Source organism: Polynucleobacter sp. CS-Odin-A6, assembly GCF_018882095.1.
In the GTDB taxonomy this organism is placed as follows: domain Bacteria; phylum Pseudomonadota; class Gammaproteobacteria; order Burkholderiales; family Burkholderiaceae; genus Polynucleobacter.
Genome location: NZ_JACVPD010000003.1, coordinates 25,763 through 45,783, shown reverse-complemented (window position 1 = coordinate 45,783; position 20,021 = coordinate 25,763). Strand labels below are relative to the sequence as shown.

At 46.9% G+C, this 20,021-nt stretch carries 20 protein-coding genes and 1 tRNA gene; 6 read left to right on the top strand and 15 right to left on the bottom strand.

Annotation, left to right across the window (positions count from 1 at the left end; translation table 11 throughout):
* Window positions 1-41: 41 nt before the first annotated feature.
* The 6 genes from thrS to ICN15_RS07715 form a co-directional block, all read right to left on the bottom strand.
* The gene (thrS, locus tag ICN15_RS07740; RefSeq protein WP_216202142.1) at window positions 42-1,964 is read right to left on the bottom strand and encodes a threonine--tRNA ligase; all 1,923 of its coding nucleotides are present in this window, start codon (window positions 1,962-1,964) and stop codon (window positions 42-44) included.
* Window positions 1,965-2,043: 79 nt separating this feature from the next.
* Window positions 2,044-2,120: transfer RNA gene (locus ICN15_RS07735), tRNA-Val, on the bottom strand.
* A gap of 18 nt (window positions 2,121-2,138) precedes the next feature.
* Window positions 2,139-4,178, bottom strand: coding sequence for a bifunctional (p)ppGpp synthetase/guanosine-3',5'-bis(diphosphate) 3'-pyrophosphohydrolase (locus ICN15_RS07730; protein ID WP_216202141.1), 2,040 nt, complete (start codon window positions 4,176-4,178; stop codon window positions 2,139-2,141).
* A gap of 9 nt (window positions 4,179-4,187) precedes the next feature.
* On the bottom strand, window positions 4,188-6,059 hold the full coding sequence (locus tag ICN15_RS10975) for an alpha/beta fold hydrolase (protein WP_216202140.1): 1,872 nt from the start codon (window positions 6,057-6,059) through the stop codon (window positions 4,188-4,190).
* A 53-nt stretch (window positions 6,060-6,112) separates the two neighbouring features.
* The gene (locus ICN15_RS07720; RefSeq protein ID WP_216202139.1) at window positions 6,113-6,763 is read right to left on the bottom strand and encodes a CoA transferase subunit B; all 651 of its coding nucleotides are present in this window, start codon (window positions 6,761-6,763) and stop codon (window positions 6,113-6,115) included.
* Window positions 6,764-6,813: 50 nt separating this feature from the next.
* The gene (locus ICN15_RS07715; RefSeq protein WP_216202138.1) at window positions 6,814-7,512 is read right to left on the bottom strand and encodes a CoA transferase subunit A; all 699 of its coding nucleotides are present in this window, start codon (window positions 7,510-7,512) and stop codon (window positions 6,814-6,816) included.
* Between the two features lie 197 nt (window positions 7,513-7,709).
* Between ICN15_RS07715 and ICN15_RS07710 the strand changes: the two genes are divergently transcribed.
* Window positions 7,710-9,380 carry an electron transfer flavoprotein-ubiquinone oxidoreductase gene (locus ICN15_RS07710; protein ID WP_216202137.1) on the top strand — a complete coding sequence of 557 codons (1,671 nt, stop codon included), beginning with the start codon at window positions 7,710-7,712 and terminating at the stop codon, window positions 9,378-9,380.
* On the opposite strand, the gene ICN15_RS07705 is transcribed toward ICN15_RS07710, so the two are convergent.
* The 4 genes from ICN15_RS07705 to ICN15_RS07690 form a co-directional block, all read right to left on the bottom strand.
* Window positions 9,373-10,530: an MFS transporter gene (locus ICN15_RS07705; protein ID WP_216202136.1), complete on the bottom strand. Its 1,158-nt coding sequence runs from the start codon at window positions 10,528-10,530 to the stop codon at window positions 9,373-9,375. The genes ICN15_RS07710 and ICN15_RS07705 overlap by 8 nt on opposite strands.
* A 23-nt stretch (window positions 10,531-10,553) precedes the next feature.
* Window positions 10,554-11,669, bottom strand: coding sequence for a chorismate synthase (aroC, locus tag ICN15_RS07700; protein ID WP_216202135.1), 1,116 nt, complete (start codon window positions 11,667-11,669; stop codon window positions 10,554-10,556).
* A 43-nt stretch (window positions 11,670-11,712) separates the two neighbouring features.
* Window positions 11,713-12,168 (bottom strand): CBS domain-containing protein, encoded by a 456-nt coding sequence (locus ICN15_RS07695; protein WP_216202134.1) that lies wholly within the window; start codon window positions 12,166-12,168, stop codon window positions 11,713-11,715.
* Window positions 12,169-12,244: 76 nt separating this feature from the next.
* A complete protein-coding gene (locus ICN15_RS07690; protein ID WP_216202133.1) occupies window positions 12,245-13,093 on the bottom strand; it encodes a YihY family inner membrane protein in 849 nt (282 codons plus the stop codon).
* Between the two features lie 23 nt (window positions 13,094-13,116).
* On the opposite strand from ICN15_RS07690, the gene wrbA reads away from it, so the two are divergent.
* From wrbA to ICN15_RS07675, 3 genes are all read left to right on the top strand, one after another.
* Window positions 13,117-13,713 carry an NAD(P)H:quinone oxidoreductase gene (gene wrbA / locus ICN15_RS07685; protein WP_216202132.1) on the top strand — a complete coding sequence of 199 codons (597 nt, stop codon included), beginning with the start codon at window positions 13,117-13,119 and terminating at the stop codon, window positions 13,711-13,713.
* Window positions 13,714-13,722: 9 nt separating this feature from the next.
* On the top strand, window positions 13,723-14,121 hold the full coding sequence (locus ICN15_RS07680) for a DUF2069 domain-containing protein (RefSeq protein WP_216202131.1): 399 nt from the start codon (window positions 13,723-13,725) through the stop codon (window positions 14,119-14,121).
* Window positions 14,122-14,234: 113 nt separating this feature from the next.
* Window positions 14,235-14,420 (top strand): hypothetical protein, encoded by a 186-nt coding sequence (locus ICN15_RS07675; protein WP_216202130.1) that lies wholly within the window; start codon window positions 14,235-14,237, stop codon window positions 14,418-14,420.
* Window positions 14,421-14,509: 89 nt separating this feature from the next.
* On the opposite strand, the gene ICN15_RS07670 is transcribed toward ICN15_RS07675, so the two are convergent.
* Together ICN15_RS07670 and ICN15_RS07665 are read right to left on the bottom strand one after the other, a co-directional pair.
* Window positions 14,510-15,481, bottom strand: a complete 972-nt coding sequence (locus tag ICN15_RS07670) for a sulfurtransferase (protein ID WP_216202129.1) — start codon at window positions 15,479-15,481, stop codon at window positions 14,510-14,512.
* Between the two features lie 62 nt (window positions 15,482-15,543).
* Window positions 15,544-16,731, bottom strand: coding sequence for an MFS transporter (locus ICN15_RS07665; RefSeq protein ID WP_216202128.1), 1,188 nt, complete (start codon window positions 16,729-16,731; stop codon window positions 15,544-15,546).
* A gap of 144 nt (window positions 16,732-16,875) precedes the next feature.
* Between ICN15_RS07665 and ICN15_RS07660 the strand changes: the two genes are divergently transcribed.
* Both ICN15_RS07660 and ppk2 read left to right on the top strand, forming a co-directional pair.
* A complete protein-coding gene (locus ICN15_RS07660) occupies window positions 16,876-17,181 on the top strand; it encodes a serine/threonine protein kinase (protein ID WP_216202127.1) in 306 nt (101 codons plus the stop codon).
* A gap of 26 nt (window positions 17,182-17,207) precedes the next feature.
* The gene (gene ppk2 / locus ICN15_RS07655; RefSeq protein ID WP_370625431.1) at window positions 17,208-17,981 is read left to right on the top strand and encodes a polyphosphate kinase 2; all 774 of its coding nucleotides are present in this window, start codon (window positions 17,208-17,210) and stop codon (window positions 17,979-17,981) included.
* Between the two features lie 65 nt (window positions 17,982-18,046).
* Here ppk2 and ICN15_RS07650 read toward each other — a convergent pair whose 3' ends face one another.
* From ICN15_RS07650 to ICN15_RS07640, 3 genes are all read right to left on the bottom strand, one after another.
* The gene (locus ICN15_RS07650) at window positions 18,047-18,733 is read right to left on the bottom strand and encodes a DUF3313 domain-containing protein (protein WP_216202126.1); all 687 of its coding nucleotides are present in this window, start codon (window positions 18,731-18,733) and stop codon (window positions 18,047-18,049) included.
* Between the two features lie 94 nt (window positions 18,734-18,827).
* Window positions 18,828-19,175 (bottom strand): hypothetical protein, encoded by a 348-nt coding sequence (locus ICN15_RS07645; protein WP_255532926.1) that lies wholly within the window; start codon window positions 19,173-19,175, stop codon window positions 18,828-18,830.
* A 104-nt stretch (window positions 19,176-19,279) separates the two neighbouring features.
* A complete protein-coding gene (locus ICN15_RS07640) occupies window positions 19,280-20,014 on the bottom strand; it encodes an amino acid ABC transporter ATP-binding protein (protein ID WP_216202124.1) in 735 nt (244 codons plus the stop codon).
* Window positions 20,015-20,021: the final 7 nt, after the last annotated feature.

The following is a 20,021-nucleotide window of genomic DNA, read 5'->3' as shown; positions in this document are numbered from 1 at the left end:
TTCTTAATTCCTTTAAAAAAACAATCAAAACCATTCCACCCCTAGCTAGGCTCGGGTCCGACTTTCTGGGAAATATCCTGCTGGAGTCGGGCAACGAAGGCATCAAGAGGCATTACGCCTAAATCAACTCCGCCACGGGCACGAACGGCCACCGTATTACTTTCAGCCTCTTTATCCCCTACAACTAATAAAAATGGGAGCTTCTGTAATGCGTGCTCGCGTATTTTATAGGTTATTTTCTCATTCCGCAAATCTGATTCGACTCTAAACCCTTGTTTTTTCAGAGATTGCTGGACTTGTTGTGCATAGGCAGCGGAATTATCCGAGATATTGAGCACCACAGCTTGAGTTGGAGCAAGCCAAACGGGCATATTTCCAGCGTGGTTTTCGATCAAAATACCGATAAATCGCTCTAAAGAGCCCACAATTGCCCTATGGAGCATGACTGGGGCTTTACGAGTGTTCTCTTCTGTCACATATTCAGCGCCCAAACGGGCTGGCATCGAGAAATCCACCTGAATCGTGCCGCACTGCCAAGTACGCCCAATCGAATCCTTAAGGTGATATTCGATCTTGGGACCATAAAAAGCCCCCTCGCCTGGCAATTCTTCCCATTCTTGGCCAGAAGCAGTCAAAGCTCCCCGTAATGCGGCTTCTGCCTTGTCCCAAATGGCATCATCACCAACCCGCTTAGCAGGACGCAATGCCAGCTTGACGGCAACTTCGGTGAACCCAAAATCCTGATAGACCTCACGTACTGCCTGGTCGAAAGCAGCCACTTCAGACTGAATCTGATCTTCTGTACAGAAAATATGGCCATCATCTTGGGTAAAGCCTCGGACGCGCATTAAGCCATGCAAAGCGCCAGAGGGTTCATTGCGATGGCACTGACCAAACTCACCGTAACGCAATGGCAATTCCCGATAGCTATGCAGTCCTGAATTAAAGATTTGGACATGTCCTGGGCAGTTCATCGGCTTTAAGGCATAGGCCCGATTCTCTGACTCAGTCGTAAACATGTTTTCTTTGTAGTTATCCCAGTGGCCTGACTTTTCCCAGAGACCCCGATCCAAAATTTGCGGTGCCTTTACTTCCTGGTAGCCCTCACGCTGGTAAACACGTCGCATGTACTGCTCAACCTCTTGCCAAATCGACCAGCCTTTAGGGTGCCAAAAAACGAGGCCCGGAGCTTCTGGTTGGAAGTGGAATAAATCCAGAAACTTACCAAGGCGACGATGGTCTCGCTTCTCAGCCTCTTCCAACATATGCAAATGGGCGTCTTGATCTTCTTTTTTTAACCAGGCAGTGCCGTAGATCCGCTGCAACATCTCATTCTTGCTATCGCCACGCCAGTAGGCACCAGCAACGCTTAGGAGCTTAAATACCTTGAGCTTCCCAGTGGAAGGTACGTGCGGGCCACGACATAAGTCTGTGAACTTGCCTTCGGCATACAAAGACACATCCTCACCCTGCGGAATGCTGGCAATAATTTCTGCTTTGTAGTTTTCGCCCTGGTCTTTAAAAAACTGCACTGCCTCATCACGCGGCATCACGGTGCGAACAACGGGCTCATCTTTCTTGGCGAGCTCAGCCATTTTCTTTTCAAGTGCGACTAGATCTTCAGGTGTAAATGGGCGATGAAATGAGAAGTCATAATAAAAACCATTTTCAATAACAGGACCAATGGTGACTTGCGCCTCAGGAAATAATTCTTTCACAGCGTAAGCGAGCAAGTGCGCAGTCGAGTGCCGCACAATCTCCAGCGCCTCTGGGCTTTTATCGGTAATGATGGACAGCTGACTATTCTTATCAATGACAAAACTGGCGTCCACCAGAGTGCCATCAACCATGCCACCTAGGGCGGCTTTAGCAAGGCCGCTCCCAATGCTTTGTGCGACATCAAGCACACGCACGGGGGCATCAAACTCCCGTTTAGATCCGTCTGGCAGAGTAACTACAAGCATGACAACTCCATCAATTAACTTACAAAAAAGAAAGCGCGGTAGCATTTCGGCAGCCGCGCTCTTTTGGGTCTTTATTCGTTGGTAGGCTCGATTGGACTCGAACCAACGACCCCCACCATGTCAAGGTGGTGCTCTAACCAGCTGAGCTACGAGCCTATATAGCCATAGAGTTTATCACCGGCGGCGTACTTGGGTCACCCCTTTGACTTCTTCTAGACTGTTTTGAATGATACGGAGGGCTTCAGAGTCTTTGATTTCCACGGTCAGGAGTATCTGCGCTATGCCTCGCTTCACGGATTTACGCAAATCAATGACATGGATACCCTGCCTTGTCAGGATTTCAAACAACTCGCGCATCAGCTCTGGGCGATCGAGGCCAGTCACTGCTAAATCGGCAGGAAATACCTTCTTCAGCTCATTTCCTAACATCGCATCAGAATTGGGCTCATTCCAAGCTGTCTGAATGACGCGCTCGGGCGCTCTCTCTAAAAGCCCTCTAAAGGTTTTGCAAGATCGCCGGTGAATCGAAACGCCTCTACCCTGAGTTACAAAACCCGCAATTGCATCCGGTGGAACAGGTCGGCAACAACGAGCCAATTGGGTCAATAAAGAATCTACTCCCACTACTAGGACATCACCAGCCTGACCCTGCTTACGAGTACTTTGCTTGAGAATAATTTCAGGCGTTGGCAGGCTGACTTTCGCTTCTGACTTCTGTTCAGTCTTGACGTCTACCGCCTTTGACCCAGCCTCTTCATCATCTAGAGCATTGAACCAGGCACGCACTCGCGAACGGGCGCGCTGTGAGCGAAGGTAGTGACGACTCGGGCTAATCCAATCGCGCGATGGTCCGCCATGCTTCACTGCAATGATCTCAATCGTCTGCCCATTTTGCAGAGCAGTCTCTAGCGGCACCATTGCACCATCTACGCGGGCACCACGACAGCGATGCCCAAGGTTGGTATGCACTGCATAAGCAAAATCAATGGGTGTAGAACCCCTCTCCAGAGAGAGCACCTTCCCCAGTGGCGTAAGCACATAAATATGATCATCGATCTGCTGATGCTTGAGCTGCTCCCAAGCATCCTCTTTCCAAGAGATCAACTGTCGTGCCCAAGCGATTTGTCGCTCATAAGCTACTTCAGAACTGTGGGTGCCTGCTTGATGAGGAGTGCTAGGCTGATTTGTCTTTTGAGACTTAGGCGACGAAGACATCCCGACATAGGCTCCCTCTTTGTAACGCCAATGCGCTGCTAAACCATATTCCGCTTGTTGATGCATTTCTGATGTGCGAACCTGAATCTCAAATGCAGCGCCCTCCTCATTCATCACCACGGTATGAAGCGATTGATAGCCATTGGGCTTTGGTCTGGCGATATAGTCATCAAACTCGCGCGGCACCGGCTGCCAGACGTTATGCACAATACCCAATACGGCATAGCAAGACTTCACATCATCCACCAGCACTCGAAATGCCCTGACGTCATACAGGTTCGCAAAATCGAGAGACTTGCCTTGCATCTTTTTCCAAATACTGTAAATGTGTTTTGGCCTACCTAGTACTTCACCATCAATTTGTGCAGCTTTTAATTCGTCTTTAAGCTGCAAGACGATTTGATCAATAAACGATTGACGCTCAATTCTATTGGCATCCAACATCGTGACAATATCGCGATAGGTTTGTGGTGATAGAGCACGAAAAGCTAAATCCTCCATCTCCCATTTCATTTGCCAGATACCTAATCGATTGGCTAATGAGGCATCAATATTTAAAATCTCTTGCGCCCAAGAGGCCGGCATCTCCCTATTTTCTTGAGTAACCCAACGCAAAGTTTGCAGACGTGATGCGAGATAAATTAACACTACCCGTAGATCATCACCAAATGCCAAGAGCATCTTACGCAGCATTTCTTCTTGACCAGTAACATTTAAGCCACCATCCTCACGAACCAACTTGGCCTGCGCTTGACGAAGCCCTCGATAACCAATCAATAACTTAGCCGGATCCTCACCGATCAGCTTAATAAGGGCTTCTTTGCCATGGGTGCGAGCAATATTGCTTGCAGCAACCAATGTTGCTTCATCTAGATTGAGGGATTGCAAAATTTGGTGAACGCCAGATGCATGCAGTTCTGCTGACTCGCCGTACCACGCATCAGTGAAGATTTCTGGTGTTGCTGAAGGTGATGCTAATTTGCTAGGTGTATTCGCCATTGGCAAAAATTAACTAAAGAATTCTTTTGCTAAAGCGACTTGCTCTGGCTTAACAAATGCAGGTGCATGACCTACATTTGGAATTTCAATACTCCGAATATAAGGATTGACTTTGCACATTTCAGCGACTGTTTTTGCAGAGAGTAAATCAGAATTGCCGCCACGCACAATTAACATCGGAATATGGATCTGTTTAAAGGCGTGCCACATCGCCATCTCACCAGCTTTAGCCATAATCGGATTGACTGAAGCAAATGGCACAGCAATATTCGGGTCATAGTGCATGATCCATTGACCATTACGCTCAACTAACATGGGGCCATTGTAAGTCTCCCACTCTTCAGGCGTGTGCTCACCAAAGGTGGCGCAGATCGCGTTTAAACGATTGAGTGCATCAGCGCGATTTGCAAAGACAAAAGGTTGACCAACATAAGAACCCAAACGTTTCAGAGCCTCAGGCTCAATCTTGGGCCCCACATCATTAATCAACATTCTTCGAATAGGCGAGTTGGGCATAGCAGCATAAACCATCCCAATAAGGCCGCCCATAGAGGTTCCAAACCAATCTACTTGAGAGACGCCCAATGTTTCAATCAACTGCGCAATATCAGAGACATATTGAGGAACTGCATAGAGCATGGGGTTGCTCAGATGGTCAGAGTCGCCTCGACCAACGACATCAGGACACACCACGTAATAATCCTGGCACATCGTTTCTGCCAGAGTCTGAAAGTCGCTACCGCGCCTGGTTAAACCATGGACACACAGCAATACTTTGCTATTAGTGGGATCGCCCCAAGCGTGATAAGCCATGCGATGTTCAGAATCGCCACTGGTGCACTGAACATAAAAAGTATCACCCTGGTGAAAAGCAGCCACAGGCTTAGCCTGTTCACGAGGTTCATCATGATCATGATTATGGTCATTTGCCTCACCCACTTCCTCAGGCTGAAGCGTCACATGATCAATGCCGTGCTTATCTATCAACATGGTGTTAATTAGCCGCATGATATGTGGCCACTCAGACATCTGTGCAATTTCAATATGGCCAATTAATGCCGGAAAGTTTGGGGTCATCTCCCACACATGAAGATCATGAACTGCTAGCACGCCTGGCACATTTTTAAGATCACTACCCACCTGCAGGTAGTCAATATGTAAGGGCACACCCTCCATTAAGAAGTGATAGGACTCTTTTAAGATCGAGATTGTTGACTTCAGAATAAGGAGTGACACCAAAATAGACAGAATCGCATCAATAGGCATCCAGCCTGTCAACTGAATCACGATACCGGCGGCTAGAGCGGCTATAGAGCCTAATAAGTCACCCATCACATGCACTAAAGCTGCGCGCGTATTGACACTCTTCTTGTCACGAGAGAGCACCCATGCAACAACGATATTCATCACAAGACCAATTGCCGCCACCACTGTGACAGTAAAGCCATCTACCTGATGAGGATTAGCAAACCGACTAACTGCCTCAATCACAATCCAAAAAACCAAAGCCAACATGGCAATACTATTCACGAAAGCAGCCAGTGCTTCAGCACGCCCGAAGCCAAAAGAATGTTTTGGGGAAGGTGGACGACGCGAAATCATTTGCGCTAATAGTGCAAGACCTAATGCAGCCGCATCGGTCACCATGTGACCTGCGTCAGAAATCAAGGCTAATGAATTCGCAAAATAGGCAGCGGCACCCTCCACTCCAGAGAACCCTAAGGTGAGTAGTAATGCAATCAGGAGTAGATTTTGATTAGAGACTTCTTTGCTATGGCCGTGTTGAGCATCGCCTTTTTTATGCGCATGCAGAGAGGAATCAGCCCCAAAAGGACTTTTTGATCTTACCTGCTTTGAATGGGAATGATCGGATCCCGACATGGTAATTCCCTTAATCCATTAATAAGAAGTAGTGGAAATAGTGAAGGCCGAGATTAGACGCCCGCAGTGTCAATAGGAGCACCTGTTTTAGAGAGCACTTCTTCCTTAGTGACTCCAGGAGCCAGTTCCACCAATTTCAAGCCTTTAGGAGTAATGTCCAACACGCAGAGATCAGTAATAATGCGGCTAATTACGCCTACACCAGTCAAAGGCAAAGTGCATTTTGGCAGAATCTTGATTTCTTCAGTGCCATCTTTCTTCTTTGCGACATGCTCCATTAAGACAACTACATGCTTCACACCAGCAACCAAGTCCATAGCCCCACCCATGCCCTTGACCATCTTCCCCGGAATCATCCAGTTTGCTAAGTCGCCATGCTCACTCACCTGCATTGCACCCAAAATGGCAATATTAATTTTTCCACCACGAATCATTCCAAAAGAATCTGCAGAAGAAAAGATAGATGAACCAGGTAAGGTTGTAATGGTTTGTTTACCCGCATTAATTAAATCAGCATCAATCGTTTGCTCGGTCGGAAAAGGCCCAATTCCTAATAAACCATTTTCCGATTGGAGCCATACCTCCATTCCTTCAGGCACATGATTAGCTACTAGGGTTGGCATGCCAATACCTAAATTAACGTAGTAACCATCCTTTAACTCTTTAGCAGCACGTGCTGCCATTTCATCTCTATTCCAAGGCATATCGATCTTCCTAAATATTCTCTACTGTTTTTATATGGTGTCTATAGGTATTAAGCTGCAGACAAAGTGCGTTGCTCAATACGCTTCTCAGGCGTTGTATTGAGAACTAAGCGATGCACATAAATGCCTGGCGTATGAATTTGATCAGGATCTAATTCACCGTTCTCCACAATTTCTTCGACTTCAGCGACCGTAATCTTGCCTGCCATCGCAACCATGGGATTGAAGTTACGCGCTGTGTAGCGATAAACCAAATTACCTGACTTATCCGCTTTCCATGCTTTCACTAGAGAGACATCCGCAATGATGGCGCGCTCCATGATGTAGCGCTCACCATCGAATTCTTTTTCTTCCTTGCCCTCAGCGACCAGAGTACCTACTCCAGTTTTGGTGTAGAAAGCAGGAATACCACAACCACCAGCACGCAATTTCTCAGCCAAGGTACCTTGCGGAGTAAATTCCAACTCCAGCTCACCGGCCAAATATTGACGCTCAAATTCTTTGTTTTCGCCAACATAAGAAGCGACCATCTTTTTCACTTGTCTTGAGTTAAGCAATAAACCCAAACCAAAGCCGTCTACCCCAGCATTATTGGCAATTGCCGTCAGATTTTGCACGCCCAAATCTTTCACTGCGGCAATCAATGCCTCAGGTATGCCGCACAGACCAAAACCGCCAACAGCCAGTTTCTGACCATCCTTCAAGACATCCCTTAAGGCATCTACAGCCGATGGGTAAGTTTTATTCATAAATTCGTCCTAATATTGCTAAAAAAGGTAAAAAGTAATCATAACGCTTTAGATTCCAAAGACCGATCGCAATAGGCGCCACACTGGCTTTTCTGCTTAGAACTAAACTATGGGATGTGGTTTGAAGCTGGATATTTAGTAAAAATGCTGGAAATCACTTATTCACCCCAGTTTTTAAGCCCCGTTGGAGAAATTGAATGACTGCCCAAGAATTACTCGCCCAATTTGGACCCAGAGAATCCATGGATTACGACCTGGTGATCGTGGGTGGCGGCCCAGCTGGTCTTTCTGCAGCCATTAAAGCCAAACAACTTGCCCAGGATTCTGGCAAAGAAATCAGTGTCTGCGTACTGGAAAAAGGCTCAGAAATCGGCGCGCATATTTTGTCCGGTGCAGTGATGGATCCCAAGGCGCTCACAGAGCTCTTCCCCAACTGGCAAGAATTAGGGGCGCCACTGAATACTGAAGTCACTCAAGACCAGTTTTTATTTCTGACGAAAGAGAGTTCATTTCAAGTACCCAATTGGATGCTGCCTCATTGCTTTAAGAATGAAGGTAATTACATTATTAGCTTGGCTAATGTCACTCGCTGGCTTGGCCAACAGGCCGAGAGTCTGGGTGTCGACATTTTCCCCGGCTTTCCTGCGGCGGAGATTTTGTACGACGAGCAAGGTGCAGTGTGTGGTGTGACCACGGGCTCGATGGGCTTGGATAAAGAAGGCCAGCCTACAGATCAATTCCAGTTAGGAATGGAGTTACGCGCGAAGTACACCCTATTTGCCGAAGGCTCACGCGGTCACTTAGGCAAGCAGCTCATCTCCAAGTTTGCATTAGATCAAGAGTCGGATCCACAAAGCTACGGGATTGGGATTAAAGAGCTTTGGGAAGTAGAGCCCTCTAAGAGTAAACCTGGTCTAGTAGTGCATACCGCGGGTTGGCCTTTAGAAAGCGATACCTATGGTGGCTCATTTTTATATCACTTAGATAACAATCAAGTGGCGGTTGGCTTGGTAGTAGGCTTGTCCTACAAGAACCCTTACCTTTCCCCCTTTGAAGAATTCCAGCGCTACAAATTGCACCCCAAGATTCGGGAAACATTTGAAGGCGGCAAGCGTCTTGCTTATGGGGCCCGCGCACTCACCGCTGGCGGCTTAAATAGCCTACCAAAAACCGTATTTCCGGGCGGCGCCTTGATCGGCTGCGATGCAGGATTTTTAAATGCTTCGCGTATTAAGGGAAGTCATGCTGCGATTAAGACGGGGATGCTGGCTGCCCAAGCAGCCGTTGCCGCTCTTGCAGAAAATCGTTCCGCTGATGTCTTGACTGCCTATCCGAAGGCATTCAACAATAGTTGGCTACACACTGAGCTTAGTCAGGCACGGAACTTTAAACCTTGGATGTCTAAAGGACTTTACCTTGGCACCTTGATGGTCGGTCTAGAGCAAAAACTCTTAGGAGGAAATATGCCCTGGACGATTCACCTAAAACATGCAGATCATGAGTGTCTAGAACCAGCCTCACTGCATCAGCCAATCGACTATCCAAAGCCCGATGGCAAAATCACCTTTGATCGACTCTCCTCTGTCTTTATATCCAATACAAATCATGCAGAGAATCAGCCGAGTCATTTAACGCTCAAAGATCAATCCGTTCCGGTAAGCCTGAATCTCAAAACCTATGCAGGTCCGGAGCAACGCTACTGTCCTGCTGGCGTTTATGAATATGTGGAAAAAGAGGGTCAGCCCCAACTGCAAATTAATGCACAAAATTGCGTCCATTGCAAAACCTGTGACATCAAAGATCCGAGCCAAAATATTATTTGGATTGCCCCTGAGGGCGGCGGCGGGCCAAACTATGCTTCTATGTAGTTCGATTGTGACTAGGACGCAGTTTCTGAATTGCCATACCCGCTAGACCACAAGCTAAAGCGGACATCACAAATACATTGCGTGGCTGCGTTGCATCCCACAGCCATCCAGCAACTAAACCACCTAGTGTTCCGCCTAAGCCATAAGAGACTGTCGCCATTAATGCTTGGCCACGAGCCTGCAGGGGGCCAGTAAACCAACGCTGTAGTAATTTAGTTGCAGCGCTATGGTGAGCCCCAAAAGTAGCAGCATGCATGAGTTGCGCGAGAATCAATACCCAAGTCAACGGAAAGAAAGCAATCAGGACAAATCGAAACACACCAATACCAAAGGCAATTTGGAGAATCACTTCTGGATCTAAGCGGCTAAGCACCTTGCTTTGGAAATAAAAGAAGATCACTTCAGCAGCAACACCTAGCGCCCAAAACAAACCGATTTGAAATTTGTTGTAACCCAAATCTGCTAAGTACAGAGAATAAAATACGTACAAAGCGGCATGTGCAAAGATCATAAAAAATCCAGACAACAAAAACCAACGCACATCCGGATTAAATAACACTACTAAGAGTTCGCCCTTCACCATCTTGCGACGCTCGATCTTAGGCTCATGCAATCGAAAGGTCACTAGCGCTAAAAAGGCCAAGATGACCATGCCTACAATTGGATAAAGTTCAATACCATTTCGCTGAAACAGCTCTCCTGCAAACAGCACCATTGCAATAAAGCCAATTGAGCCCCACAAGCGCAAACGCCCATACCGTTTATCAAAAGAATTATCTTTGAACAAGGCATGAACCGTAGCGGATTCACCTAATGGCATGAGGCTACTCAAAATCGTGTGGAACACGAACATCCAAACAAAGAATGCAGCGTAACTTTGTAAGAAAAAGATGCACAGAAATACCGCCGCGGCCAAGCAAGCACAGAAACGAATAATGCCAATCCGATTAGAAAGATAATCAGATAACCAGCCCCATGAGAAAGGACCAACAATTCGCGTCACTTGCAACATCGACATTAGCACCGCAATCTCAATCACACTAAAACCACGCTCTAGAAAAAAGAGGCTAGCGAACGGAGAAACTAAACCTACATAAGCAAAATATAAAAAGAAAAAGGACCCGAAGGCCCAACGCACGGAAGCTGTCATTTTCTTTTTCTTAGAGGGATAAATTAGTCAGCTACAGAACCGGGGCGTGCTGCTGGGATTGCTGCAACAGGATGTTTTACGTCACCACATTGAGCGCGATGCCGCAAAGCATGATCCATCAATACTAAAGCGAGCATGGCCTCTGCAATTGGTGTTGCCCGAATACCTACGCATGGGTCATGACGCCCCTTGGTTTGTACCGTAATGGGTTTTCCATCCAAATCAACTGATTGTTTCGGGCTTAAGATGCTAGAGGTTGGTTTGATCGCAATCGATACGCGCAAATCTTGTCCACTGCTAATGCCCCCTAGAGTACCGCCAGCATGATCACTGGCAAAACCATCCGGATGAAGCTCGTCACCATGTTCGCTGCCGCGTTGAGCTACCGATTGAAAGCCTGAGCCGATCTCAACCCCTTTTACAGCATTAATCCCCATCATGGCATGCGCAATATCGGCATCCAACTTATCAAATAGAGGCTCACCTAGCCCCACTGGAACATGGCGCGCCCGCACTTCAATCTTTGCCCCACAAGAATCTCCTGCTTTGCGTAGCGCATCCATATACGCCTCTAGCTGAGGCACAATTTCGGCGTTTGCAGAGAAGAAAGGATTGCTCCCAATCAGCGAAGCATCTTGAAATGGAATGTTGATTTCACCGAGTTGGCTCATGTAGCCATAAATCTCAGTACCGTATTGTTCTTTAAGCCACTTCTTCGCAATGGCTGCTGCTGCCACTACCGGCGCAGTGAGTCTTGCTGATGAACGACCGCCACCGCGAGGATCGCGCAAACCGTACTTATAGTGATAGGTGTAATCAGCATGGCCAGGCCTAAATGTTTGCAGAATATCGCCGTAATCTTGGCTGCGTTGATCCGTATTGCGAATCATGAGACAAATAGGCGTACCAGTCGTTTTGCCCTCGTATACACCAGATAAGATTTCAACCATGTCAGCCTCTTGGCGCTGAGTCACGTGACGCGACGTTCCCGGTTTACGACGATCTAAATCCATCTGCAAATCGGCTTCACACAGAAGCATTCCTGGAGGGCAACCGTCGACGACAGCGCCAATCGCGGGACCATGAGATTCACCAAAAGTGGTGACCGTAAAGAGAAGGCCTAAAGTATTTCCTGACATAACGACATTATGTCATCTGTCTGGGGCTTGGGCTAGGGCCGACCTAAGGAGCCGATTTTTCCGCCTCTTCAGGCCAGTCACGGATATACGCCTTGAGCATGGTGTTCTCAAAATCTTGTGACTCCACAACCGATTTAGCAACATCGTAGAAAGAAATGACCCCCATCAGCATTTTTTGATCGACAACTGGTAGATAGCGTGCATGCTCTACAAGCATCATGCGGCGGACTTCATCGATCTCCGTCTCCATGTTGCAAGTGAGGGGCTTGGAATTCATCACGCTATGTACCTTCAGATCATCCAATGTACCGTGATGTTGGGCTAAGGCTGTCATGACCTCACGAAATGTCAGCATGCCAACAAGCTTGTCATACTCCATCACTACTAGTGAACCAATGTCATGCTCACTCATCACCAAGACCGCAGTCTTCAAGGACGTCTCGGGCGCCACGGTGAATAGTGTGCCGCCCTTCACACGCAATATGTCAGATACCTTCATGTCGTCTCCAGGAATCAGTGCCTATGTAAACAATATATTCTCAAGCCCTCATGGAATCAAGGATCAATTTGATAGTTCAATAACGAATAACCCTGATAAGACCGCTGCGGACACTGGGAAGATTGGCAACCAGCACTGCCCCAGCCAAGGTGATCCACCAAGTTAAATAAATCCACAGGAGCGCCAGAGGAAAGATAGCAAAGGCGCCATAGACTGTTTTGTAAAAGGCGACATTCGTCAAAAACAGTCCAAACCCAAACTTCATGATTTCAAAGGTGAGCGTAGCAAAGAATCCGCCGTAGAATGCATCGCGCCACCGGATAGATGCATAAGGCAGGACTTTATAAGCTACCGAGAATACCGACATTGCCAGCAGAATTGGAACAATCGTTGCCACCAGCCCCAAGCCCAAGCTGAGTGCCTCAGTCCAGCCCTCTGCGGCGCTAAATAAGAGTCCGCTCAAGTACGTGCCGATACCCAGCAATATAGGACCTAGTATGGTTGCAGCAGAATAAATACTAATTTTTTTTAAGATAGGCCGCCTTTGGGTGACTCGAAAGATCTGATTAAAGGCGCCCTCAATGACTGCCATTGTCATGATCGTGGTGATGACAAGTCCAATAATGCCAATCAAAGTTAAGCCTTTGGCCTGGGCAGAGAATTGATCTAGGTAATTAAAGACCTGCTGGTTTAAGCCCCCAGGCATATAGGTATCGAGCAGCCAATCCTGAATCGCATACTTAATTCGCACAACGCTAGGCAAGTAACCAATCAAAATTGAGGCCACTGTCAGCATCGGGACCAGTGCCAAGGTTGTAGTAAAGGCCAGGCTTGCTGCCACCTGCTGCAAATTCTGACCACGATTACGCTCCCAGATCTCTTTTCCAAGAGAGAGCCATAATTGAGGATTCCGAATGAGGCGCATCGCCCATATCATAAGAGAAGAATATGAGCCAATCTGATATTTTAGTTTTGTACTACTCCCGTTACGGCGCTACCCGTGACTTAGCGCGCCTCATTGCCGAAGGTATTGAAAGCATCCCCGGAGTCAACGCCAGACTTCGCACTGTACCGGCAATCTCAACTGTTTGTGAGGCTACTGAGGCAGCCGTTCCTGACGATGGTGCACCTTATGTGGAGTATGCCGATCTACAAGAATGTATTGGTCTAGCGCTAGGCTCACCCACACGTTTTGGCAATATGGCTGCCCCCATGAAATACTTTTGGGATGGCAGCTCCTCAGAGTGGCTCAATGGCGCTCTCATTGGTAAGCCAGCCTGCGTCTTTACCAGCACCGGCAGCCTCCATGGTGGCCAGGAAAGCACCCTGCTGACGATGATGATTCCCCTACTCCACCACGGCATGGTGATCATGGGCATCCCCTACAGTGAACCAGATTTGATGAGCACTTCTTCTGGAGGTAGTCCTTATGGCCTTACCCACTTGGCTCACGCCGATGGTCGAGCGCCGATTAGCGCAGAGGAGCAACGTCTGGCTATTGCCCAAGGCAAGCGCCTAGGCACTGCCGCACTCAAACTCATATAAAGGTAATTCATGTTCAAGGACTGGCGCAATAAAGATCCATACCAACTGCTTGCAACTGCTGCCTTCGTTGCGCTGTTCATTCAGTGCGTTGCCTGGGAGTGGTTTATCTCCCCCCTTAGGCCAGGCGGCTCTTGGTTAATACTCAAAGGCATTCTGCTCCTATTTGCCATTCCCGGCCTGTGGAAGGGCAAGGTGTACACCATGCAATGGGCTGCGTTGATGATCCTGCTGTACATCACCGAGGGTTTGGTCCGCATTCTGGAAACGGGGGCTAATTTCTGGATGGCCGCCTTAGAAACTATTCTAGGTACCGTTGGCTTTATTAGCCTGCTTATTTACCTAAAACCCATTAAAGCGCGTGCCAAAGCAGCTAAAAAGGAGCGTGCTGCTTCTGAAATACAGGACTGAGGAACAAAAAAAGCCGCAATATTGCTGTTTTTAGACAATTTATTAAAAAATTCTGTAATTCTTGTCATCTCAGTCACTTTTCTAGGCGTTGTATGCCCATGGAGGTGACAAATATGTCAACAAGACTTAAACGCTGGGCCCGTTCTATTCAACAAATCGACCTGTCAAGCAGGACTCCTGAAGTTGCTATTGGCTACCTGGATAGCAAATATCGTGACATTGCTTGGCGCTATATCCGCATCCTTGGCTTCGAGCGCACCATTAGCTTCATGGCTAGCAATAACTTCCACCCGGAGTAATTGGCGTTATTTAGACAAACCCCAGAAGAATTGACTCTCTGGGGTTTTTTAATTAAGAACGAACAATCAATAAGCCATCAAGCAATCCATCAGTTATTTTTGGCCTTTAAGGCTTCCTCTAGCTGATTTATCTTGTTTTGCATTGCCGACATCTTCGCATTCAGTGCGCCGACATTTAAGAAAGTTTCATCCGCAACCTGTGCTTTGAGGTTGTTTCCCCAGCCCAACCAGGATGAGTCATAGACTTTGACTTTTTTGAACCCGAGGTTTTTTAAGACCGTAGCCGTTTCTGCTGCACGCACTCCACTCTGACAATAAACGACCGTGTCCTGATTGGGGTCCAGGCCAGAATAGAGCTTCTTCAAGTCTTCCTGACTTTTGAGAGTCATGCCTGAGTTATCAGAAACTTGCTTCTTGCTCAGCTTAATCGCAGCGTCAGGATCCTGCCAATTGCTCTCAAAGGGAATATTGATCGCATTCGGAATGTGGCCACCACGAATCGCACGCACATCTCTACCCGAAAACTCATCGGGCGTTCTAGCATCAATGATTTGAACCGATTTGGATTGGGCCATCTTGAGCATTTCTTCATTCGTAACCAATAACTGAGGCTGAGGAACGAGCGTGACCGAAATCGTAGGCAAGGTAGCGCGCTCTTTTTGAATCGGTAAACCAGCGGATTTCCATGCATCAATGCCGTCGTGATAGATTTGCGCCTGCTTACCGCCAAAGTAGTTAACGGTATACAAGCCGAAATATACATAAGGGTTTCCTCGCGAGCCGTACACCACGATATCGCGATTCACATCAAGACCAGCCCGATTAAAAATAGCCTGAATCTTCTCGGTAGCGATGTAATCCTCTTTGTTGGGATCACGGAGTACATTACCCACTTCGCCAATATTAATTGCGCCTGGAATATGGCCCTCTAAATAACTTTTTTCATCGCGGACATCCCACACGATTGCCCCGCGCGCAAGGGCTTCCTGCATTTGCGCAGTCTGAATGATGGCGTCATTTTTTTGTGCCGTAGCCAAAGCGCTGATCAGCAATAAGCTCATTACGAGGAAGTTTTTGAAGAGAAGCTGCATAGGGATATTTTCTGATTAAAGTGAAATGATGGCTAAATGTTAACTCGATCTTCTGGTTTACTCTTAAATACCCAAAAAGCAAGCAATATAAATGCCAGCACGGCGCAGGAGCCTGAAAATAGGAAGGCATACTGGGGATTGAAGGATTCATAAAGCCAACCAAATATTAGGGAGGCTGGTAACAACATTAATCCGGTAATGAGATTGAACCAGCCAAAGGCGGTGCCCGCCATTCCTGCAGGAGCTAGGTCAGCCACCAGTGCCTTCTCTACCCCCTCGGTTGCTGCTTTAAATAACCCATAGATTGCAAATAGACCGCAGAGAATCCAAATGGTGATACCAGTAAAGCTCATCGCTATATAAAAGAATGCAAAAGCAAGCCAGGCAATCAGAATAAAATGCTTCCGGCTAAATCGGTCTGAGAGTGCTGATAGTGGCGTTCCAAATAAAGTAGTGATCAAGGAGATCGCTGCCCAGAGCAAAGGAATCTGTTCCTGCGGCACCCCAAGCTCTCTCGCCCTTAACAATAAAAACATGTCTGAGGAATTAGCTAAAGCAAAAATTCCAGCAACGAGAATGTAGCGCCTAAACTGCGGAGATAAGCCCTTGAGTGACCAAGAAAATGGGGGCACTAGCCGGTGGTCTCGAGGCGGCTCTCGGAGACAAAGCGCTAGCGTCACCGCAATAACTCCAGGCACCGCAGCCCAGAGAAAAATATCTCGCAAAGGCACCTGCATCGATAGCAGAAAAGCTGCTATGAGCGGGCCCAACACCGCGCCAGCATTATCCATGGATCGATGCAATCCAAAAGTAAGCCCTCGTTGATTGGGGGCAACACTTTCCGCCAATAACGCATCTCGAGGAGAGCTTCTTAAGCCCTTTCCAAGACGATCAGTAAAACGAATACACAATACCCATGCCCAAGAATTAGCCAAGGCGATGAGCGGCCTCCCAATTCCAGCCAAGAAATAGCCAATCACGATCCAAGGCTTAGTCTTTTTAGTTCGGTCAACAATGACACCTGAAACCAATTTAAAGATACTCGAACTAGCCTCCGCTACCCCCTCAATCAGACCTAAAGCTCTTGGACCAGCCATCAACACAGTTGCCAGATACAAAGGCATCAATGGGTACAGCATTTCACTAGCGGCATCATTGACAAAGCTAATCAAACCAATCAACCAGACCGTATGTGGTAGAGATCGCAAAGTTTTGAACATAGCGTCTCAATGTAGCATCAAATTAAATATAACCCTAACTGCAATAATGACTTGAATCTCGCTGTAATTAAACGTAGGATAAAGGGGTGGGCACCAGCCTTTTATCAAATTTCACTAAAAGCACCCTCCTAAAAGGAAGACATCATGAGTCAAAAAAAATTGGTTAAGCAGTTATTAAAAAAATTAGACAAGTTGGAAGCCGATAGAGAAAAATTAATCGATAAGCTTGCCAAAGCTTTGGACAAGATGGAGAAAAAGACTCCGGCTAAAAAAGTAGTAGCAAAGAAAGTCCCAGCCAAGAAAGTGCCTGCTAAGAAGGCAGTAGCAAAGAAAGCGCCCGCCAAAAAAGTGGCGGCAAAAAAAGTGCCTGCTAAGAAGGCGGTAGTTAGAAAAGCGGTTGCTAAGAAGATTCCGGCAAAAAAAGTAGTTCCAACAACACCCACTGAATAAGATTTAATGATAAGCAAGATCTGCCCGTGAGTAAGTCAGCAGTCCCTGAGCATACTTACGAGGCAGACTTAAGACTGCTACAGATTGAGTTAGTCAAATTACAGCATCACATCATTGATAAAGGTAAGCGTCTCTTAGTCATCGTAGAAGGACGTGATACCGCAGGTAAAGATGGCTCAATTAAAAGCATCGTTGAGAATTTGAGCCCTAGAGATACTCGAATAATTGCCCTCAATAAGTCTTCCCCCCGCGAGGAAGGTGAATGGTACTTTCAAAGGTACATTGCCGAACTCCCCGCTGCCGGTGAATTCACCTTATTCAATCGCAGTTGGTATAACCGTGCTGGCGTTGAAAAGGTAATGGGGTTTTGTACCGATTATCAATATAAGCAGTTCATGGCGACTGTGAATGCGTTTGAATCTTTGTTGGTGAGCTCCGACATACAAGTAATTAAATATTACCTCGACATCACCAAGGAAGAGCAAGCCATTCGACTGAAAGATCGCGCCAAGGATCCATTGAAGCAATGGAAAATTAGTCCGATTGACCAAAAAGCTCAGAAGATGTGGAAAACATATTCGGATGCACGCAATAAAATGCTGAAGCAGACCAGCTCAACCCTTGCGCCTTGGACTGTGATCAACGCAAATGATAAGAAACTAGCTCACCTCAACTTGATTGCCAATCTGTTGACCCGAGTGCATTACCCGAATAAGAATAAGAAAATCCTCAAGATTGATCCAAAGATCGTATTGACCTGGGCGGCGGATTCTAAAAAATTACCGAAGCTCTCTAAATAGATTAGCAATTGGCCATTGCCTGAATTTCCGCAGCAGTGACAAAGACAGGGCTGCGCCCGCCGCTATTATTTAGCGCTAGTAGTTCTTGGGTCTGCTGAGGTTTCAAGCGCTACCCTCACAACCTTCTTAGCCATGGCTATAAATGATTCTACGGAGCCGCCACTCGTTCTGAACGATTCACCTTCAATGGTCACTAAGCCCTCTCCAATCACTTCTTTGGATTGACTATCGGTAATTTTGCTTTCTACCAACATAGCAGGCGTTTTGGAGTTCACACCACCGGCATAAGCAGCCGCACTTAATGCCAGGCCAATGGGAGTAAAATTCCAAGGTTGCATGCTATCTGTTGAACTCTCTGCACCGGTAATACCAACCGAGATACGCGCTACGCCTGGACCTGGCTGATTAACAATGCTGATATTGCCACGACTATTAATAGCCTCCACCATCGAAGCTTGCAAAGCCACTTTAGCTTGATTAATTACATCGGCTGTCACTTCTTTGGTGGCATTCTGATTTAAGTAAATAGGGTCCAATATTACTGCCGTGTAAAAACCAGGATTGATGCCAGCTTTGCGATATCTCCAAATACGAGTATCGGACTCACTAATTGACATCGGAACCAAGAGTGAATAGTTAGGCAAGAAACCGGATTTTGGCATTGGCCGACTTGCCAATTTGGGGGTATTGCTACAAGCAGCCAATAACACCGCTAAAGATAGCATCGTCAATACAGTGCCAAGTTTTTTCATTTTGATTCCCGGGTAGTGGTTTGCCCAAGGAGTTTCCTTTAGACTAATCCGTCCATCATACATAGCAATCTAAATTTCACCGCACTTTCAGGGACTAAGGGGTTGGACACGGCATCAGACTTCCCGACTTTTGGTGCAACTGAGGCTTGCACTCTGGTGATGGGACGGCAATCTTAGGACTTGCTACTTGGCTTGAAAGGGTTTTGCTTGCAAGCGCTTGAGTCTGGCTCGACTCAGAAGCAACTACATTCAAAGCCGGTATAGAACGATAAAACTCCTTATCGGTTCCGGGACAAGGCATCAGAGCACCCGTTTTTTGATTCAAAACAGACTTGCACTGCGGATCCGCTTGGAGCCTAGCCTCCAATTTATCCACGCTACAGGCTAAAAGGAGTAAGGATGAGCTGATTAGGAAAAAGCTTAAACGGAAAAATTGAATCATGTTCATGCGCCCCATGCTTGGCTAAAGTAATTTACTCAGAGGGAGATTTTTCCTTTAATAGCCTAGGCATACAAAGGAAGTCTTTACCGAAATACATGTTTGAATCAATAGTCCAAAATTTTGGATAAGAAGTCTTTAGCTCTTGGAGATCTGGCCTCGGGCTTACCAAAGAAATCATCCGTACTGCAGTCTTCAATAATTCTTCCCTCATCCATGAAGATCACTCGGTGACTGACTTTGCGAGCAAAGCCCATTTCATGGGTCACACAACACATCGTCATGCCTTCATTGGCTAACTTCACCATGACATCTAAGACCTCACCAACCATCTCAGGGTCCAGCGCAGAGGTTGGCTCATCGAATAACATCACAATCGGATCCATGCTCAGGGCACGAGCAATAGCAACACGCTGCTGCTGCCCACCAGATAACTGACCTGGAAACTTGTCTTTTTGCGCCATTAAGCCAACCCGCTCAAGATACTTGAGGCCATGGGTTTTAGCCTCGTCAATTGATCTACCGAGCACTTTCATTTGTGCCAGCGTCAAGTTTTCAGTAACACTTAAATGTGGAAAAAGTTCGAAGCTTTGGAATACCATCCCAACTCGCGCTCGTAACTGAGGTAAATTCGTCTTTGGATCATGCAGTGCAATTCCGTCGACCATAATTTCACCAGCCTGAAATGGCTCAAGCGCATTAATTGTCTTAATAAGAGTGGATTTACCAGAACCCGATGGCCCGCAAATCACAACCACGTCGCCTTTTTGAATCGATGTGGAGCAGTCAGTTAAGACCTGAAAAGATCCGTACCATTTTGAAACGTTTTTTAGATCAATCATATAAACC

What these genes read in the sequence shown, in the direction of transcription:
- wrbA (WP_216202132.1), top strand. Translation starts at nt 13,117, where the DNA reads ATGAGCCAATCTGATATTTTAGTTTTGTACTACTCCCGTTACGGCGCT.
- aroC (WP_216202135.1), bottom strand. Translation starts at nt 11,669, where the DNA reads ATGTCAGGAAATACTTTAGGCCTTCTCTTTACGGTCACCACTTTTGGT.
- ICN15_RS07730 (WP_216202141.1), bottom strand. Translation starts at nt 4,178, where the DNA reads ATGGCGAATACACCTAGCAAATTAGCATCACCTTCAGCAACACCAGAA.
- ICN15_RS07705 (WP_216202136.1), bottom strand. Translation starts at nt 10,530, where the DNA reads ATGACAGCTTCCGTGCGTTGGGCCTTCGGGTCCTTTTTCTTTTTATAT.
- ICN15_RS07720 (WP_216202139.1), bottom strand. Translation starts at nt 6,763, where the DNA reads ATGCCTTGGAATAGAGATGAAATGGCAGCACGTGCTGCTAAAGAGTTA.
- ICN15_RS10975 (WP_216202140.1), bottom strand. Translation starts at nt 6,059, where the DNA reads ATGTCGGGATCCGATCATTCCCATTCAAAGCAGGTAAGATCAAAAAGT.
- ICN15_RS07715 (WP_216202138.1), bottom strand. Translation starts at nt 7,512, where the DNA reads ATGAATAAAACTTACCCATCGGCTGTAGATGCCTTAAGGGATGTCTTG.
- ICN15_RS07675 (WP_216202130.1), top strand. Translation starts at nt 14,235, where the DNA reads ATGTCAACAAGACTTAAACGCTGGGCCCGTTCTATTCAACAAATCGAC.
- ICN15_RS07710 (WP_216202137.1), top strand. Translation starts at nt 7,710, where the DNA reads ATGACTGCCCAAGAATTACTCGCCCAATTTGGACCCAGAGAATCCATG.
- thrS (WP_216202142.1), bottom strand. Translation starts at nt 1,964, where the DNA reads ATGCTTGTAGTTACTCTGCCAGACGGATCTAAACGGGAGTTTGATGCC.
- ICN15_RS07690 (WP_216202133.1), bottom strand. Translation starts at nt 13,093, where the DNA reads ATGCGCCTCATTCGGAATCCTCAATTATGGCTCTCTCTTGGAAAAGAG.
- ICN15_RS07650 (WP_216202126.1), bottom strand. Translation starts at nt 18,733, where the DNA reads ATGAAAAAACTTGGCACTGTATTGACGATGCTATCTTTAGCGGTGTTA.
- ICN15_RS07645 (WP_255532926.1), bottom strand. Translation starts at nt 19,175, where the DNA reads ATGATTCAATTTTTCCGTTTAAGCTTTTTCCTAATCAGCTCATCCTTA.
- ICN15_RS07660 (WP_216202127.1), top strand. Translation starts at nt 16,876, where the DNA reads ATGAGTCAAAAAAAATTGGTTAAGCAGTTATTAAAAAAATTAGACAAG.
- ICN15_RS07695 (WP_216202134.1), bottom strand. Translation starts at nt 12,168, where the DNA reads ATGAAGGTATCTGACATATTGCGTGTGAAGGGCGGCACACTATTCACC.
- ICN15_RS07665 (WP_216202128.1), bottom strand. Translation starts at nt 16,731, where the DNA reads ATGTTCAAAACTTTGCGATCTCTACCACATACGGTCTGGTTGATTGGT.
- ICN15_RS07670 (WP_216202129.1), bottom strand. Translation starts at nt 15,481, where the DNA reads ATGAGCTTATTGCTGATCAGCGCTTTGGCTACGGCACAAAAAAATGAC.
- ICN15_RS07680 (WP_216202131.1), top strand. Translation starts at nt 13,723, where the DNA reads ATGTTCAAGGACTGGCGCAATAAAGATCCATACCAACTGCTTGCAACT.
- ICN15_RS07640 (WP_216202124.1), bottom strand. Translation starts at nt 20,014, where the DNA reads ATGATTGATCTAAAAAACGTTTCAAAATGGTACGGATCTTTTCAGGTC.